This window comes from Variovorax sp. P5_A3 (assembly GCF_056400665.1).
Genome location: NZ_JBFUKW010000017.1, coordinates 67,854 through 83,221, shown reverse-complemented (window position 1 = coordinate 83,221; position 15,368 = coordinate 67,854). Strand labels below are relative to the sequence as shown.

General features: G+C 65.7%; 16 protein-coding genes. 10 read left to right on the top strand and 6 right to left on the bottom strand.

All coding sequences use genetic code 11. From position 1 onward, the window contains the following. The first annotated feature begins 20 nt into the window (after positions 1-20). Both glyA and nrdR read left to right on the top strand, forming a co-directional pair. Positions 21-1,265 (top strand): serine hydroxymethyltransferase, encoded by a 1,245-nt coding sequence (gene glyA / locus AC1D3B_RS23690; protein WP_478193119.1) that lies wholly within the window; start codon positions 21-23, stop codon positions 1,263-1,265. 63 nt (positions 1,266-1,328) lie between these two features. Next, positions 1,329-1,772: a transcriptional regulator NrdR gene (gene nrdR, locus AC1D3B_RS23685; RefSeq protein WP_478193118.1), complete on the top strand. Its 444-nt coding sequence runs from the start codon at positions 1,329-1,331 to the stop codon at positions 1,770-1,772. Positions 1,773-1,793: 21 nt separating this feature from the next. Here nrdR and AC1D3B_RS23680 read toward each other — a convergent pair whose 3' ends face one another. From AC1D3B_RS23680 to pilV, 6 genes are read right to left on the bottom strand one after another with little or no spacing between them, the layout of a single operon-like run. Beyond that, on the bottom strand, positions 1,794-2,312 hold the full coding sequence (locus AC1D3B_RS23680) for a GspH/FimT family pseudopilin (protein WP_478193117.1): 519 nt from the start codon (positions 2,310-2,312) through the stop codon (positions 1,794-1,796). Continuing rightward, complete coding sequence (locus AC1D3B_RS23675) at positions 2,309-2,728, bottom strand: type IV pilin protein (RefSeq protein ID WP_478193116.1); 420 nt, start codon at positions 2,726-2,728, stop codon at positions 2,309-2,311. The genes AC1D3B_RS23680 and AC1D3B_RS23675 overlap by 4 nt, the downstream gene beginning before the upstream one ends. Next, positions 2,725-6,708, bottom strand: a complete 3,984-nt coding sequence (locus AC1D3B_RS23670; protein WP_478193115.1) for a pilus assembly protein — start codon at positions 6,706-6,708, stop codon at positions 2,725-2,727. The genes AC1D3B_RS23675 and AC1D3B_RS23670 overlap by 4 nt, the downstream gene beginning before the upstream one ends. A gap of 9 nt (positions 6,709-6,717) precedes the next feature. Continuing rightward, on the bottom strand, positions 6,718-7,344 hold the full coding sequence (locus AC1D3B_RS23665) for a pilus assembly PilX family protein (RefSeq protein ID WP_478193114.1): 627 nt from the start codon (positions 7,342-7,344) through the stop codon (positions 6,718-6,720). Continuing rightward, positions 7,341-8,303 (bottom strand): PilW family protein, encoded by a 963-nt coding sequence (locus tag AC1D3B_RS23660; protein ID WP_478193113.1) that lies wholly within the window; start codon positions 8,301-8,303, stop codon positions 7,341-7,343. The genes AC1D3B_RS23665 and AC1D3B_RS23660 overlap by 4 nt, the downstream gene beginning before the upstream one ends. Next, positions 8,293-8,871 (bottom strand): type IV pilus modification protein PilV, encoded by a 579-nt coding sequence (gene pilV, locus AC1D3B_RS23655; RefSeq protein WP_478193112.1) that lies wholly within the window; start codon positions 8,869-8,871, stop codon positions 8,293-8,295. Before pilV ends, AC1D3B_RS23660 begins: the two co-directional genes overlap by 11 nt. A 135-nt stretch (positions 8,872-9,006) precedes the next feature. Between pilV and ribD the strand changes: the two genes are divergently transcribed. Genes ribD through tolQ form a run of 8 tightly spaced genes read left to right on the top strand, consistent with a single transcriptional unit; the run spans position 9,007 to position 15,355 of the window. After that, positions 9,007-10,137 (top strand): bifunctional diaminohydroxyphosphoribosylaminopyrimidine deaminase/5-amino-6-(5-phosphoribosylamino)uracil reductase RibD, encoded by a 1,131-nt coding sequence (ribD, locus tag AC1D3B_RS23650; protein ID WP_478193111.1) that lies wholly within the window; start codon positions 9,007-9,009, stop codon positions 10,135-10,137. Positions 10,138-10,180: 43 nt separating this feature from the next. Continuing rightward, a complete protein-coding gene (locus AC1D3B_RS23645) occupies positions 10,181-10,834 on the top strand; it encodes a riboflavin synthase (RefSeq protein ID WP_478193110.1) in 654 nt (217 codons plus the stop codon). Beyond that, complete coding sequence (gene ribBA, locus AC1D3B_RS23640; protein WP_478193109.1) at positions 10,831-11,991, top strand: bifunctional 3,4-dihydroxy-2-butanone-4-phosphate synthase/GTP cyclohydrolase II; 1,161 nt, start codon at positions 10,831-10,833, stop codon at positions 11,989-11,991. Before AC1D3B_RS23645 ends, ribBA begins: the two co-directional genes overlap by 4 nt. Beyond that, positions 11,991-12,455 carry a 6,7-dimethyl-8-ribityllumazine synthase gene (gene ribH, locus AC1D3B_RS23635; RefSeq protein WP_478193108.1) on the top strand — a complete coding sequence of 155 codons (465 nt, stop codon included), beginning with the start codon at positions 11,991-11,993 and terminating at the stop codon, positions 12,453-12,455. Before ribBA ends, ribH begins: the two co-directional genes overlap by 1 nt. Then, complete coding sequence (gene nusB / locus AC1D3B_RS23630) at positions 12,452-12,985, top strand: transcription antitermination factor NusB (RefSeq protein ID WP_478193107.1); 534 nt, start codon at positions 12,452-12,454, stop codon at positions 12,983-12,985. Before ribH ends, nusB begins: the two co-directional genes overlap by 4 nt. Then, complete coding sequence (locus AC1D3B_RS23625) at positions 12,982-14,181, top strand: pyridoxal phosphate-dependent aminotransferase (RefSeq protein WP_478193106.1); 1,200 nt, start codon at positions 12,982-12,984, stop codon at positions 14,179-14,181. The genes nusB and AC1D3B_RS23625 overlap by 4 nt, the downstream gene beginning before the upstream one ends. Continuing rightward, positions 14,178-14,645, top strand: a complete 468-nt coding sequence (gene ybgC / locus AC1D3B_RS23620; protein WP_478193105.1) for a tol-pal system-associated acyl-CoA thioesterase — start codon at positions 14,178-14,180, stop codon at positions 14,643-14,645. Before AC1D3B_RS23625 ends, ybgC begins: the two co-directional genes overlap by 4 nt. Further along, positions 14,642-15,355 (top strand): protein TolQ, encoded by a 714-nt coding sequence (tolQ, locus tag AC1D3B_RS23615; RefSeq protein ID WP_478193104.1) that lies wholly within the window; start codon positions 14,642-14,644, stop codon positions 15,353-15,355. The genes ybgC and tolQ overlap by 4 nt, the downstream gene beginning before the upstream one ends. The last annotated feature ends 13 nt before the right edge of the window (positions 15,356-15,368 follow it).

Below are 15,368 nucleotides of genomic sequence, written 5' to 3'. Positions count from 1 at the left end.
CATCGTCTTGAAGGACTGCCATGTACCACCGCAACATCCTGGTCGAACAGACCGATCCTGAAATCTTCGCCGCCATCCAGGCCGAGAACGCCCGCCAGGAACACCACATCGAGCTCATCGCGAGCGAAAACTACGCGTCGCCGGCCGTCATGGCCGCGCAAGGCTCGCAACTGACGAACAAGTACGCCGAAGGCTACCCCGGCAAGCGCTACTACGGCGGCTGCGAGCACGTCGACGTGGCCGAGCAACTGGCCATCGACCGCGTCAAGCAGCTCTTCGGGGCCGACGCGGCCAACGTGCAGGCGCATTGCGGCGCTTCCGCCAACGAGGCCGTCATGCTGGCCTTCCTGAAGCCCGGCGACACCATCATGGGCATGAGCCTGGCCGAGGGAGGCCACCTCACGCACGGCATGCCCCTCAACATGAGCGGCAAGTGGTTCAACGTGGTGAGCTACGGCCTGAACGAGAAGGAAGAGATCGACTACGACGCGATGGAACGCAAGGCGCACGACTCGATGCCCAAGCTGATCATCGCCGGCGCCTCGGCCTATTCCCTGCGCATCGACTTCGAGCGATTCGCCAAGGTCGCCAAGGACGTGGGCGCGATCTTCATGGTCGACATCGCGCACTACGCCGGCCTGGTGGCTGCAGGCGTCTACCCCAACCCGGTGCCGCACGCCGACGTGGTGACTTCCACCACCCACAAGAGCCTGCGCGGCCCGCGCGGGGGCATCATCCTGATGAAGTCGCAACACGAGAAGGCGATCAACAGCGCGATCTTCCCCGGACTCCAGGGCGGCCCGCTGATGCATGTCATCGCCGCCAAGGCCGTCGCCTTCAAGGAAGCGCTTTCGCCGGAGTTCAAGACCTACCAGCAACAAGTGGTCAAGAACGCGCAGATCGTGGCCGAGACGCTCACGCAGCGCGGCCTGCGCATCGTGAGCGGCCGCACCGAAAGCCACGTCATGCTCGTCGACCTGCGCGCGAAGGGCATCACCGGCAAGGAAGCCGAGGCCGTATTGGGCAGCGCCCACATGACCATCAACAAGAACGCGATCCCGAACGACCCCGAAAAGCCGATGGTCACCAGCGGCGTGCGCATCGGCACGCCGGCCATGACGACCCGCGGCTTCAAGGACGAAGAGGCCCGCGTCACGGCCAATCTCATCGCGGACGTGCTCGAGAACCCGCGCGACGCGGCCAACATCGAGGCGGTCCGCGCCAAGGTGCACGCGCTGACCAGCCGTTTCCCGGTCTACCGCTAAGACCATGCCGGCGTTCGCGCTCGATACGCTTCCTCACGGCCCTGTGCCGAGCGCGGCGGCCGCATGAAGTGCCCTTTTTGCGGTCACCTCGAGACGCAGGTCGTGGAGACCCGCATCTCGGAAGACGGCGACTTCGTCCGGCGCCGGCGTCAATGCAGCACTTGCGACAAGCGCTTCACCACCTACGAACGGCCCGACGTGAACTTCCCGGTCGTGGTCAAGAAGGATGGCAGCCGGGCCGACTTCGACGCGGGCAAGGTGCGCGCGTCGATGATGCTGGCGCTGCGCAAGCGCCCCGTCAGCATCGAGCAGATCGACAACGCCCTCTTGCGCATCGAGCAGAAGCTGCTGTCCAGCGGCCTGCGCGAGATCGAGTCGACGAAGGTCGGCGAACTCGTCATGCGAGAGCTCAAGAAGCTCGACAAGGTCGCCTATGTGCGCTTTGCATCGGTGTACCGGAGCTTCGAGGACGTGGATGAGTTCAGGCAGTTGCTGAGGGACATCTGAACGCACCCGCTGCGTTCAGGCTCAGCGGCCGCAAGCGCCCGAGCCGCAATCGCCCTTCTTGTCGGGGTCGCAGACCTTGGGGCGGCCGGTGACCGAGAGAACAATGGAGCTGCGTCGCCCCGTATCCGCCTTGAAGGTCAGGCACCCTCCTCCGAAGCCTCCGGCCTTTCCCCGGGCGAACCCACTGGCATCGTAGAGAACGGCCTTGTTGAAGCCGCTGCCGGTCGTGAAGTCGACCGCAACACCGGCTCGAAGCGCGTCGAAGGTGCGCACCACCTCCGCCTTGCCGTCGACGGTCGTCGCCACCTCCCAGCCGTTCGACCAATCCTGGTTCAGGGGCGTGAGGGACACCGTCTGCGATCGCTTCATGGCCTCGGTGCGCGCCAGGCCCAGGGCGGCCACGAATTCACTCTGGCTCGCCACGAGCCTCTGATTGACGAGCAGGTCGCGAAAGCCCGGCACGGCCATGGTCCCCAGGATCGCGACCAGCGCGACGACGACCATGAGTTCGATCAGCGTGAAGCCGCGCGCCCGGTTCATTGCCAGCACCTGTTGCTGTCCTGCCCATCGCACCCCTTGACGCCAGAGCTTTCGATCCAGATGTTGCCGACCGCGGTATCCGTCAAGCCGGACCGGAGGTTTGCGGTCAGCCGAAGGCATTGCCCCGCGTCCTTCTGCCCTTGGCAAGCATCGACGACGATGTCGTACTTGCTGGCAGCATCGCTGTCGCCGGACGACGCCTTGAACGGGTCATCCGTCCTGTACTTTCCGCGTTGCGTGTAGAAGCGCTCCTGCTGCTGCATCTCCTGCACGAGCGCCGTGCGAGCCTCCGTGCGCCAGCCTTTCCGGACCGAGTCCATGTAGGACGGATAGGCGATCGCGCCCAGAATCGCGATCACGGCCACGACGATCATGAGCTCGATCAAGGTGAAGCCGCGAGAAGAAGACCGCTTCATGGCTTGGCGTCCTTGTAGTTGATGACCTGCCGCCAATTGAGACGACCCGCGATCTGCGAGACCTCGCCCCCTTCGATGGGCTCCGCGGTCGATACCCCCGCCCCGGTGCCCGTTCCCGTCCCGACGTTGATGATCGAAACCTTCTTGGTCTCGATGCGGCGACCGAACGAGTCCGTCGAACTGAAGACACTGTCGCCGCCCTGGATCACCAGCGGAGAACTGAGCAGCCCGATCGTCGACGCCACGCAGGTCCCGGCCGCCGACATCCCGGTCATCGCGTTCACCGCGCAGCTGTGGCCACCTCCTCCCGTACCGCAGGCATTGGGGTTCGGAATCAAGGTGTTGAACGTCAGGTAGCCGTCGCTCAGCGTCATATCGCCGACGAGGCGTTCGCCGTTGCTGGTCGACTCGGGCAGATCGAAGTACCAGCCGCGTCGGCGCGACGTCTTGCTGTCGTAGTTGCCGTAGACAAAGGCGCCGCCCGAGATGCTGAAGCGGCCCTTGCCGTCAGGCTCCACCTTCCGCACCTCCAATTGGGTGCGAGTCTCGTAGGCAGGGATGCCGGCCTTGCCGTTGTCATACACGGCGTAGAGCGATTGCGTGCGGCGACTGCTCAGGTCGTCCATCTCGACGAACTTGCCCGTGCCGAACAATACGATCGCGCCGCCGGCGGGCCCCACGCCCACCTCCGGCGCGACGGTGATGGGCTGGCGATTCCCAAGTGAATCCTGGGCCACCATCAGCGGGGACCCCTCCAGCCCCAATGCCGTGGCTTCGCTCCATGGCGCGTCATTCGAGTAGAAGTCGAACTTCCACACGTTGCCTTGCGTGTCTCCCGCATAGAGCCAACGGACCGCATCGTCGGCAGAGACGTAGTCTCCGACCGGGCCGAGCGCATTGACGGAGGTCGAGTCCAACGGATTCGGCAATACGATCTTGTAGTAGTTCGAATTGCGTTTCCAGGGTTCGCCGGGCGCCTTGTCCAGCGAGAGCAGGAACAGGGCAGCCGCCTTGGTGGCGTTGCCGTTGTTGAATCCCGAGGGCACCACGGCGAACCAGCGGTAGACCGCCGGCTGGCCACTCTTCGCAGCCACCGTACGAAACTTCCTGATGCTTGGCGCTTGCGTGACAAAACCCATGTCCGCATCGTCGGCACCGGTGAACTCCCACATCACATGGCTTTTCGAGAACTCGGCCGGGTCGGTCACGTCCAGTGCGAACACCCCGCGGGCGCCACCGCCCATTCCCGACACCAGCGCGGTCTTCCAGGTGCCGTCCGCCAGTTGAATCTCGCCCGCGGCAGGACTGCCGTCCACGTAGGGTTGATGCAGGTAGGCCGGCGAGGTGTACGCCCCCAACTTCGGATACAGGGCGCGCGGCACATAGGCGAACAGCTCAGTGCCACTGGCAGCGGCAAATGCATGGAGCATCCCGTCGTTCGCGCCGACGTAGACCGCAGGCATGCGTCCCTTTCGCGCAGCCACGAAGCTGTCGTAGCCGCTTCCTTGCACCGCCGGACTGGGCGGCCCGACCAGCAGCGGCGCCGAATTGACGACGTCGCCCATGACCGAATCGCGCGTCCTGAAGATGCCGCCGCTCTCCGAGGTTTCCTTCCTGCGGTCACCGCGCAAGTAGGCGACGCGGAAATCGCCGAGACCGTCCTTCGCGCCAACCTGCGAAAGCGGCTCGCTGTCCAGGTATCCGGCCAATGCGGGGTCTCCCTTCAGCGCGTCCCAGGTGAACGCCTCACCGAATCCTGATCCGAGCATCGTGAAGACCTTCCGCTTGGCGGGGTCGGGCGCAGGAATCGCAGGGGTCTTGCGGGGGTCCCCCGACGTCAGCAGCGCGCCCGCATCCCAGGTCGGCGTCGCGTCCTTGTTCACAACGCCAGCCTTGGCGTCGTAGCTGAGCCCATAGGCCAGCAGCGAGCCCGACCAGCGCGTGCTGTCGAGATGCGGGACATAGATGCTCGCGCCGTTCGACGTGACCCGCGTGCTGGACACGGCGCCTCCCGCAAGGCTTCCGCTGGCCGCACCGGCATTCGCAAAGATCTTCCGGATGGCCGCGATCATCTCTTCGGGCTTGCTCGCGAGAAAGTAGTTCGCCGGCTTCGGTTTTCCGTCGTCATCCAGGCCCGACTGCCATTCCGAGTTCGAGATGGATTCCGCCGCCCCGGTGCCCGTCACGAAGGGATTGCCGTCGTTGTTCTTGTCATCGAAGCCACCGTACTTGGCCGCAAGATAGAAGGCACTACCGCGCTTGCCCTGGCGGATCGTGCCGTCGCCCCCTTCATCGACGTCGATGGTGTAGGTCTTGACGCGGACGTCGGGGTAGTCGCGGCGAATGCCTTGCGTGTTGGCCCAGTAGGCCAGGCCCGCCCATCCGAATCCTCCCTGGTCCGATCCCGTATTCAGCGTCGCGATGTTCGATGATGTGATCAGCGCGCCGTTCCCATTGCCGTACGCATAGGCCTGGGGGCCGCCGGCGTTGCCGCGCGTCGTCAAGGTCTTGCCCCCTCCCGCGGGATCGTCATAGGCGAGCGACTCGTTGTTCTCGAAGGCGCCAATCACCCTCGACCAGAAGGCGGTGTCAGGCTCCGATGCACCGACTGGATGCACACCTCCCCAGCCATCGAGCCCGTCGGTCGCGAGGCCTGGAAGCGAGCGGTCATGGTGTGTATTGAGGTCGCCGATCACGACCACGTGGTTACGCTGGCAACTTGCGACGACCGGGTCCCAGTTGCCTTGGGTGCCCAAGCCCCATTTCGCGGTCTTGTTGTAGACGGGGAAGCCGTCCTTCATCGCGTCCGTGATGCCCGCGGATGCCTGCTCCGTCGGTGGCTGGCCTTGCAGGTATCGGAGAGACTCGTAGTACATCTCTCCGACGGGGTCCAGTGACTTGTAGGAACCCGGCGTGGACCCGGTGCGCCCGAACTGATTCAGGTAGTTGACCACGCCGCTTCGATTCTCCGCGCTCGACAGCGGGTTGGCTGCGAACACGCCGGTGTTCTCGTCCCACTCCGCAGCCTCGTTCGCGATCTTCTCGAACCTGGCGTTCTGGGCCGTCGGCCCGGCGAACTTCATCGGGGCGCGCAGTACGCCCCCGTAGCGCCGGTTGGTGTTGTCCATCAGGTAGCCGAATGCGGCGAATCGCATCTTGTCGGAGTAGGTCTGGATCGTGCCCACGGGCTTGTACTTTCCGTTCGGGTACTTGAGGCAGAGATCGGAACGAAGCGGACCTTCCGTTGCGGAGCAGACCTCCACGCGGGCGTAGTAGGGAGCCGCCGACTTTCCGGGCCCGAAACGCTGATTGGCGCCGGGCTGGTCACACGTCCCGGTCGACGATGGCCCGACGAAGAAGCGATCGCGACAACTCGCGATCCAGACTGTGCCGCCGTCCGTCGCGACGCCGCTCGAGACCAGGGGTGTCAGCTTGCCCAGATTGCCGGTCAGGGTACGCGCGGGAAAATTCGACGCATTGTTGTAGAAGCCCGGCTGGAGCACTGCGCGTTGAAGCACCGTGCTCCCCGCCGTGTCGACGATGCGATCACCTCCCGTCATGGCATAGCGCAGCATGTCGATCGCGGACGACGCGGCCCAGTTCAACACGTTGCCGCTCCATTTGTTCGAGCAGACGATGGCACCGCTCGACACGGTCGCCGTCGCAGCGCGCTTGAAGAAGCCGTCCGTTGCCGAATAGTCGTAACAGCCCATCGGGTCCCAATACCCGATGTAGGTCTTCCTGATGTCGAACGCCATGCGATAGGCGGCGCCCGTCGTCGGATACTCCACCGACAGATCCAGCACCATGTTGGGCTTGACCAGGGATGTCGTGGCGTACAGAGGCTCGTCGGCCAGTACGGCGTCGGGCGGCACCGCAGGCGCCGCAGCCGGCCCGGATGTGTATGCGTATGCAAGACAAATCGATGCCGCAATGGATGCGGTCTTCAGGTCGCTTCGTCGAAGCTTGATCAATGCCAACTCCCCTCCTCATGGACAGCCTGTGCTGACTGTCGGTTTGTACAAATTGGTCTGCAGGACCACCTGGGTTTGCTCCCGGACACCGAAGCCGATCGCAGTCACGCGAAAGATGTTGGACGCACCGCTTGCACCCGCGCTCTCCAGCTGGTTGGCCTGCCAACCGCCGTTGCTGCGCATGACCTCGATGACATAGCGCGGCAAGGCCGCGGGTATGGCGCCCGCGCCTGTGGCATAGCGCTGCCCGGTGAACCTGCCGTACTCGACCGAGGTTCTGCTCGTGGGCGAAAGGTCCACCGTCATCCAGGCGGGCGCGCCACCGGATGCTGCCGCCGCACACAGCCCCTGCGTGTCTCCCGGGCCTCCGCAGCCCGCGACGAACGAGGTGACATCCTTGGGGCTGAATGCACAGAGGCGCGACGCGGTACTGGGGTTCGGCCCGAGCACATCGATCTCGGCGTCGATCAGCGCCGCCTCGGCCGCCTGGAAGGCGATCCCCGTATCCCGATCGCTCCGGGCGCCGAGTTCGTTGACGAGCGACAGTTGCGCCGCGCCCACGCCGAGGACGGTGAGCACGATCAGGAGCAGCAATACGACGATCAACGAGAAGCCGGCCTGCCGGCCCAGCACGCCTCTCATGCGGGCGCCCTCAGGACATTGCGCAACATGACCGTGAAGGTCGCGGTGGATCGGAAGCGCCCGTCATCCGGTGGGTCGAAGAAGATGTTGGAGAACTCTTCGCCGAGCGGGTACAGCCGGTACTTCTCGGACGCGAGTTGCCTCAGATCGCCGTTTGGGCGGAGGCTTCGAACGACCACGCCTACTCGCACCGCGACGACCTTGCGCCACTCGTCGTTGACGTTTCCACCTCCGGCAGCCTTGGCTGCGATTCCCTTGGCATCGAGCCAGGTTTCGGGAACGCTGTCGCCGTTGCCGTCATGGCCGTAGACGACCTTGAACTTCTCGACTCCGCGCACCAATGGCTCGGGCGAGAAGTTGCCTGTCTTGCCTCGGTATTTGCAGTAAAGCTCGGGTTCGCCATCGCCAGCGAGCGCCACGTAAAAGAAGCTCCACGCTCTGTCATCGAGCGAAGGCTCGGACGCAGGGCCTGCCTGCTCGGCGCCGAAGCAATCGGTCATGGTGCCGTCCGCTTCGCCTGTGCCGCCGGCCTTCGAGCGGCCAAAGAAGCGGATCATCAGCGAATCGTTCTGATTCTTGGGATCGGCGTCGTTGAGGCCGAAGCTGTTGCTCTTGCCGTCGACGCTGGTGTTGCTTGCGCCGGCAACATCGAGGTCGAGCACGCTGCCGGGATCGGCTTGCAGCGTTGCGTGGCTTGCGATGACCCCTCGGTCGTCGCTCAACCGATCGGGCGCATAGTCCGCGTAGCCGGCCTGGCGCAATTGGCTCTGCACCACGTGGCGGGTGAAACGAAGCGCGTCCTGGACCGCTTGCACATCGGCATCGGTGTCGTGCAACTTCCTGGCGCCAATGAATGCAGTCGACGCCGCGAGCACCACGACGAGGCCGATCGCCAAGGCGACCATCACCTCGATCAGAGTAACGCCGCGCTGCATAGGCCGGCGCGTCTCAAGCGCCATGGTAGGCCTGCCCCGGAATCAGTTGCATGACGACGCGAGGCGTCCGGCGCCCTGCGTCCATGTCTTCCTCGCTGCCCAGCCGCGGCCTCCAGCCCAGCTTGACCACCAGGGTGCGTCCCCTATCGGTACAAGTCCATTGCGAGGCGTCGTCGGTGTCCAGCGGTTCGTCGTCGAAGCAGATGACAACGTGCGCTTCGGGCAGCGTGTTCCTGGCACGTTGCACCCAGTGGTGAACATCCCAGGCCGCCAGATCGTCGGCATTGCACTGTGCGGCAGCGCCCGCGCATCCGCCCCCCCGTGCGCCCGGGAGCGGATCGCTGCTATTCAGGTCGAGCAGATACGGATTCGCATCGGCACCCCGAGTCGACGCATTCTTGTTGACCCGTGCTTTCTCGGACAAGTCGCGCACGAGGTTGACCGCAGCGGTGAACGACCCGGATTCGGTCGCGCTCCTCATCGACGCCATCAGCATGCTCATCGCCCCCAGCAACCCGAGGCTGAGAACAACGATTGCAACGAGAACCTCCAGAAGCGAAAAGCCTCCGGCCGGACGTCTGGACAACGCCATCTTCTTTCCTCCCTCCTGAATCGACTCCCGCGAAGAAGTGATCTTTTTTTCGATGGGAGAAAGTCTAAGCAAGTCGTGCGTGATGCCGGTCGCCGTTCGGCCTGCCATTGGCTACCGCTCGTATGATTCGCCTCCATGCCCCCTCTCATCGCGGATGCGCATCACATCGCCGTCGCACAGCTGCTGGCAGACGATGCGCGCTTTCTCACCGACCCCAATCCTCGCGTAGGCTGCGTGCTGGTCGATCCGACCGGCCAGGTGCTCGGCACGGGCCACACGCAGCGCGCGGGCGGCCCTCATGCCGAGGTGATGGCCCTTCGCGATGCTGCGTCGCTCGGCCATGCGACTGCAGGCGCAACGGCCTACGTGACGCTGGAGCCCTGCTCGCACCACGGCCGCACCGGTCCTTGCTGCGATGCGCTGATTGCGGCGGGCATCCGACGCGTCGTCGCGTCGGTCGCCGATCCGAATCCGCTGGTCGGCGGCCAGGGATTCGAGCGACTTCGCGCCGCCGGCATCGAGGTTGAAGTCGGCCCCGGCGCCACCGAATCGCGCGAACTCAACATCGGCTTCTTCAGCCGCATGGCGCGCAAGACACCGTGGGTGCGTCTCAAGATCGCCGCTTCGCTCGACGGCAAGACGGCGTTGACCAACGGCGTGAGCCAATGGATCACCTCGGAGGCCGCGCGCACCGACGGCCATGCTTGGCGGGCGCGGGCGAGTGCCGTACTGACCGGCGTCGGCACGCTGATCGAAGACAACCCGCGCCTTGATGTCCGACTGGTCGAGACACCGCGGCAGCCGCACCTGGTGGTGGTCGACAGCCGGCTGCAGACACCACCCGACGCGAAGATCTTCGACATCCCCGGTCGCCAAGTCTGGATCTACGCGGCCGGCCGGGACGAGGCCAAGGCCCGCGCCCTCGAGGCGAGGGGCGCCACCATCACGGCCCTGTCCAATGCCGACGGCAAGGTCGACCTCGGCGCGATGCTGCGCGACCTGGCGGTGCGCGGGGTCAACGAACTGCATGTCGAAGCAGGCCACAAGCTCAACGGATCACTCCTGCGCGAGGGCTGGGTCGATGAGCTGCTGGTCTACCTGGCCCCCAAGTTCCTCGGCGAGGGCATGGACATGGCCAGCCAGCCCTTTGCCGGCGGCCCGCTGACCGCCCTGTCCGGTGCCCTGCCACTGGATTTCCGCTCCGTCGATCGCTTCGGTCCTGACCTCAGGATCCTGGCCCGGGTGGCCGGTCGCGACGCTTTCTAGCCCGTCCGGCGGGCAGGGGCCGCTTCTCTGCGAAAATGCGGTGATGTTCACCGGAATCATCACCGGCGTGGGGCGCATCGCCGCCGTCCGCGACCTCGGCAGTTCTTCATCCCACGGCAAGCGGCTCAGCATCGCAGTGCCCGACGGCTATCTCGACGACGTGGGTCTCGGTGACAGCATCGCGCTCAACGGCGCCTGCATGACCGTCACCACGCTCGACCCGGCGCAAAAGCTCTTCACCATCGATATCTCGGCCGAATCGCTGGACAAGACCGCCGGGCTTTCGGAAGAGGAGACGCGCGTCAACCTCGAAAAGGCCCTGCGCGCCAGCGACCGGCTGGGCGGGCACATCGTGTCCGGCCACGTCGACGGCATCGGCAGCGTGCGCAAGTTCGAGCCCGTCGGCGAAAGCTGGGAACTGCGCGTCCTCGCGCCGCCCGCTCTCGCGCGCTTCCTGGCCTACAAAGGCTCGATCACCGTCAACGGCGTGAGCCTGACGGTCAACAGCGTGACCGACAGCCCGGACGGCAGCGAAGTCAGCATCAACCTGATTCCCCACACCGTCGAGAACACCGCGCTCGGCAGCCTGACGCCAGGCAGCCGCGTGAACCTCGAAATCGATACCGTCGCGCGCTACGTCGAGCGCATGCTCCAGGCCGGCGCCATTCCATTGCCACAGAAAGACAGTTCCCCATGAACGCATCCGTCACACCGATCGGCGCCTCGCGCGGCGGCCGTGCACCGGCGCCGATTTCCGCGGTCGAGGAAATCGTCGCCGAGCTGCGCGCCGGCCGCATGGTGATCCTGGTCGACGAGGAAGATCGCGAGAACGAGGGCGACATCGTCCTCGCCGCAGACCACGTCACGCCGGAGGCCATCAACTTCATGGCCCGCCATGCACGCGGCCTGATCTGCCTCACGCTGTCGCGTGAGATGTGCGAGCGGCTGCAGTTGCCGCCGATGGTGGCGCGCAATGGCGCCAAGCATTCGACCGCGTTCACCGTGTCGATCGAGGCCGCCGAAGGCGTGACGACCGGCATCTCCGCCGCCGACCGCTCGCGCACGGTCCAGGCCGCGGTCGCCCCCAACGCGGTCGCGGTCGACCTGGTCCAGCCAGGCCACATCTTCCCTTTGCAGGCCGTCGACGGCGGCGTGCTGATGCGCGCCGGCCATACCGAGGCCGGCTGCGACCTGGCTGCCATGGCCGGCTGCTCGCCCGCCGCCGTGATCTGCGAAGTCATGAACGAAGACGGCACGATGGCGCGACTGCCCGACCTCCAGCTCTTCGCGGCCGAGCACGACATCAAGATTGGCACCATCGCCGCGCTGATCGAGCACCGCAGCCGCACCGAATCGCTCATCGAAAAAGTCGGCTGCCGCGAGATCCAGACCGCGTGGGGACCGTTCACCGCCCACGCCTTCAAGGACAAGCCGAGCAACGGCGTGCACCTGGCATTGGTCCGCGGCAAATGGAATGTGGCGGACACGGTCGACGTGCGTGTGCACGAGCCGCTGTCGGTGCTCGACGCGCTCGAACTCAACCGCGCCCTGCACTCCTGGAGCCTCGACGCCAGCCTGGCGCACCTCGCGGCCGAGGGCAAGGGCGTCGCGGTGCTGCTGAACTGCGGCGAAACCGGCGCGGAGTTGCTGTCGCAGTTCGATGGCACCGCCCGCCCCGCGCAAGCCCCCGAACGCGGCCGCATGGACCTGCGCAGCTACGGCATCGGCGCGCAGATCCTGCGCGAATGCGGCGTGCACAAGATGAACCTGCTGGGCGCGCCACGCCGCATGCCGAGCATGGCCGCAGGCTACGGCCTCGAGATCGCCGGCTACATCGCGAAGGACGAGAACTGATGCAACACGCGAACAAGGGCGGCGACGTCGAGCTCAACGGCAAGGGCCTGCGCATCGGCATCGTGCAGGCGCGCTTCAACGAGGAAATCACCGACGCGCTGGCCAAGGCCTGCCGCGCCGAACTCGCGGCGCTCGGCGTGGCCGATGCCGACATCGACCACCTGAGCGTGCCCGGCGCACTCGAAGTGCCGGTCGCGCTGCAGGCACTGGCCGAACGCAACCGCTACCAGGCATTGATCGCGCTCGGCTGCATCATTCGCGGCGAGACCTATCACTTCGAACTGGTGGCCAACGAATCGGGCGCGAGCGTCAGCCGCCTGGCGCTGGACTACCGCATCCCGATCGCCAACGCGATCCTCACCACCGAGAACCTCGAACAGGCCATCGCGCGGCAGACCGACAAGGGCCGCGATGCAGCACGCGTCGCGGTCGAGATGGCGCAACTGCTCGCCACCCTTTCATGACCGAAAACTCCAAGGCATCCAGCGGCAAGCCGCGCCAGTCCCGCACCGGGCTCACCAGCACGGGCGTGCGCAAGGCATCGGCCAAGTCGAACCGAAGCCGCGCACGCGAGTTCGCCGTGCAGGCGCTCTACCAGCACCTGGTGGGCCGCAACGACGCGGCATCCATCGACGAGTTCACGCGCGATCTCGCCGGCTTCCACAAGGCCGATGCGGCGCATTACGACGCATTGCTGCACGGCTCGATCGAGTCTGCCGGCCAGCTCGACGCTTTAATCGTCCCCCTGCTCGACCGCAAGCTCGAGGAGATCTCCCCGATCGAGCACGCGGTAATGTGGATCGGCGTGTACGAGTTCCAAAACTGTCCCGACGTGCCATGGCGCGTGGTGCTGAACGAATGCATCGAGCTCGCCAAGGAATTCGGCGGGACCGACGGCCACAAGTACGTGAACGCGGTGCTCAACGGGCTCGCGCCGCAATTGCGCCCGGCCGAAGTCGAAGCCGATCGCGCCAGCGGAAAGGCGAAGCCATGAGGATTTCGAAGCGCGCGGAGCGCATCGAACCCTTCTACGTGATGGAAGTGGCCAAGGCCGCTTCGAAGCTGGCCCGCGAGGTCGCGCACACCGAGCGGCCGATGATCTTCCTGAACATCGGCGAGCCCGACTTCACCGCGCCGCCGCTGGTGCAAGAGGCCGCAGCACGGGCCGTGCGTGCGGGCGCCACGCAGTACACACAGGCCACCGGCCTCGATCACCTGCGCGAGCGCATCAGCGGCTGGTACGCCCAGCGCTTCGGCGTCGACGTGCCGGCACGCCGCATCGTCATCACGGCCGGCGCATCCGCCGCCTTGCAGCTCGCGTGCCTCGCGCTGATCGAGGCCGGCGACGAGATGCTGCTGCCCGACCCGAGCTATCCGTGCAACCGCCACTTCGTGACCGCCGCCGACGGCCGCGCGGTCCTGGTGCCGACCACGGCCGCCGAGCGCTTCCAGCTCAGCGCCGCCAAGGTCGAAGCGGCGTGGACCGAACGCACGCGCGGCGTGCTGCTGGCGTCGCCATCGAATCCGACCGGCACCTCGATCGCGCCCGATGAGCTTCGCCGTATCCACGAAGTCGTGTCGCGACGCGGCGGCATCACGCTGATCGACGAGATCTACCTCGGCCTGTCCTACGACGACGCCTTCGGCCAGACCGCGCTCGCCATCGACGACCAGGTCATCAGCATCAACAGCTTCAGCAAGTACTTCAACATGACCGGCTGGCGCCTCGGCTGGCTGGTGGTGCCCGACGCGCTCGTGCCGGCGGTCGAGCGTCTGGCGCAGAACCTTTTCATCTGCGCGAGCACGGTGTCGCAGTACGCCGCCCTCGCCTGCTTCGAGGCCGACAGCATCACCGAGTACGAACGCCGCCGTGCCGAATTCAAGGCGCGGCGCGACTGGTTCATTCCGCAACTCAATGCACTTGGCCTCGAAGTGCCGGTGATGCCCGATGGCGCCTTCTATGCCTGGGCCGATTGCGGCAGCTTCGCGGAAAGGCTCGGCATCTCCGGAAGCTGGGACTTCGCATTCGAAGCGATGAAGCAGGCGCACGTCGCCGTCACGCCGGGACGTGACTTCGGCTCGGCAGAAACAGGCCGCTTCATCCGCTTCTCGACGGCGAGCTCGATGGCGCACCTCGAAGAGGCGGTCGCCCGGCTGCGCGCCTGGGCCGAAGCCCCCGTTCCTGCATGAGCTTTGCGCTGCCCATCCGCGTCTACTGGGAGGACACCGATGCCGGCGGCATCGTGTTCTACGCCAACTACCTCAAGTTCATGGAGCGCGCACGCACCGAGTGGCTGCGCTCGCTCGGCATTGCGCAGGGCAAGCTGCGCGAGGAGACCGGCGGCATCTTCGTGGTCAGCGAGACGCAACTCAAGTACCACCGCCCCGCGCGGCTCGACGATGAACTGCTCGTTACAGCCGAGCTTCGCCAGATCGGCTCCGCGTCATTGATAATCGCCCAGCGCGTGCTATCAAAATCAGAGCAACCTAACGAAGAGGGCATCGCGGCCGTTGACGGCGCCCTGCTGTGTGAAGGCACGATCCGCATCGGCTGGGTCAAGGCCGACACACTGCGGCCTGCGCGCATCCCTGCCCAGGTTTCGGGAACCCTCGAGCGCTACGCCGGCTCCATGTCTCAATCTCTCAAGCCATGAATCAAGACCTCTCGATCATTTCCCTGCTGCTGCACGCCAGCCTTCCGGTACAGCTCGTGGTGCTGCTGCTCATCGTCGTCTCCGTCGCGAGCTGGGCTGCCATCTTCCGCAAGTACTTCTCCCTCAAGCGCACGCGCTCGCTCAACGATGATTTCGAGCGTGACTTCTGGTCGGGCACCAGCCTGAACGAGCTCTTCTCCTCCGCAGCGCAGAACGCCAAGTTCGCCGGCCCGATGGAACGCATCTTCGCCTCCGGCATGCGCGAATACCAGAAGCTGCGCGAGCGGCACGTGTCGGACACCGGCACCCTCCTCGATGGCGCACGCCGCGCGATGCGCGCGAGCTTCCAGCGCGAACTCGACGCGGTCGAGCAGAACCTGTCCTTCCTCGCGACCGTCGGTTCGGTGTCGCCCTACGTCGGCCTCTTCGGCACGGTATGGGGGATCATGCATGCCTTCACCGGCCTTGCCGCACTCGCGCAGGTCACGCTGTCCACCGTCGCGCCCGGCATCGCGGAAGCGCTCGTCGCCACGGCGATCGGCCTCTTTGCGGCCATCCCGGCCGTGGTCGCCTACAACCGCTTTGCCCGTGAGATCGACAAGATCGCCATCGCGCTCGAGACCTTCATCGAGGAGTTCTCGAACATCCTGCAGCGCAACCTGACCGCCCACGTGAACCCGGCGGCAGCCACCGCGGCCACGGGCCGCTGAAGCGGAGCACCTC

Coding starts and splice junctions, on each gene's coding strand:
- ribBA (WP_478193109.1), top strand. CDS start 10,831: ATGAACGCATCCGTCACACCGATCGGCGCCTCGCGCGGCGGCCGTGCA.
- ybgC (WP_478193105.1), top strand. CDS start 14,178: ATGAGCTTTGCGCTGCCCATCCGCGTCTACTGGGAGGACACCGATGCC.
- AC1D3B_RS23625 (WP_478193106.1), top strand. CDS start 12,982: ATGAGGATTTCGAAGCGCGCGGAGCGCATCGAACCCTTCTACGTGATG.
- tolQ (WP_478193104.1), top strand. CDS start 14,642: ATGAATCAAGACCTCTCGATCATTTCCCTGCTGCTGCACGCCAGCCTT.
- AC1D3B_RS23665 (WP_478193114.1), bottom strand. CDS start 7,344: ATGAGAGGCGTGCTGGGCCGGCAGGCCGGCTTCTCGTTGATCGTCGTA.
- AC1D3B_RS23675 (WP_478193116.1), bottom strand. CDS start 2,728: ATGAAGCGGTCTTCTTCTCGCGGCTTCACCTTGATCGAGCTCATGATC.
- AC1D3B_RS23645 (WP_478193110.1), top strand. CDS start 10,181: ATGTTCACCGGAATCATCACCGGCGTGGGGCGCATCGCCGCCGTCCGC.
- glyA (WP_478193119.1), top strand. CDS start 21: ATGTACCACCGCAACATCCTGGTCGAACAGACCGATCCTGAAATCTTC.
- ribH (WP_478193108.1), top strand. CDS start 11,991: ATGCAACACGCGAACAAGGGCGGCGACGTCGAGCTCAACGGCAAGGGC.
- AC1D3B_RS23680 (WP_478193117.1), bottom strand. CDS start 2,312: ATGAACCGGGCGCGCGGCTTCACGCTGATCGAACTCATGGTCGTCGTC.
- pilV (WP_478193112.1), bottom strand. CDS start 8,871: ATGGCGTTGTCCAGACGTCCGGCCGGAGGCTTTTCGCTTCTGGAGGTT.
- AC1D3B_RS23660 (WP_478193113.1), bottom strand. CDS start 8,303: ATGGCGCTTGAGACGCGCCGGCCTATGCAGCGCGGCGTTACTCTGATC.
- nrdR (WP_478193118.1), top strand. CDS start 1,329: ATGAAGTGCCCTTTTTGCGGTCACCTCGAGACGCAGGTCGTGGAGACC.
- nusB (WP_478193107.1), top strand. CDS start 12,452: ATGACCGAAAACTCCAAGGCATCCAGCGGCAAGCCGCGCCAGTCCCGC.
- ribD (WP_478193111.1), top strand. CDS start 9,007: ATGCCCCCTCTCATCGCGGATGCGCATCACATCGCCGTCGCACAGCTG.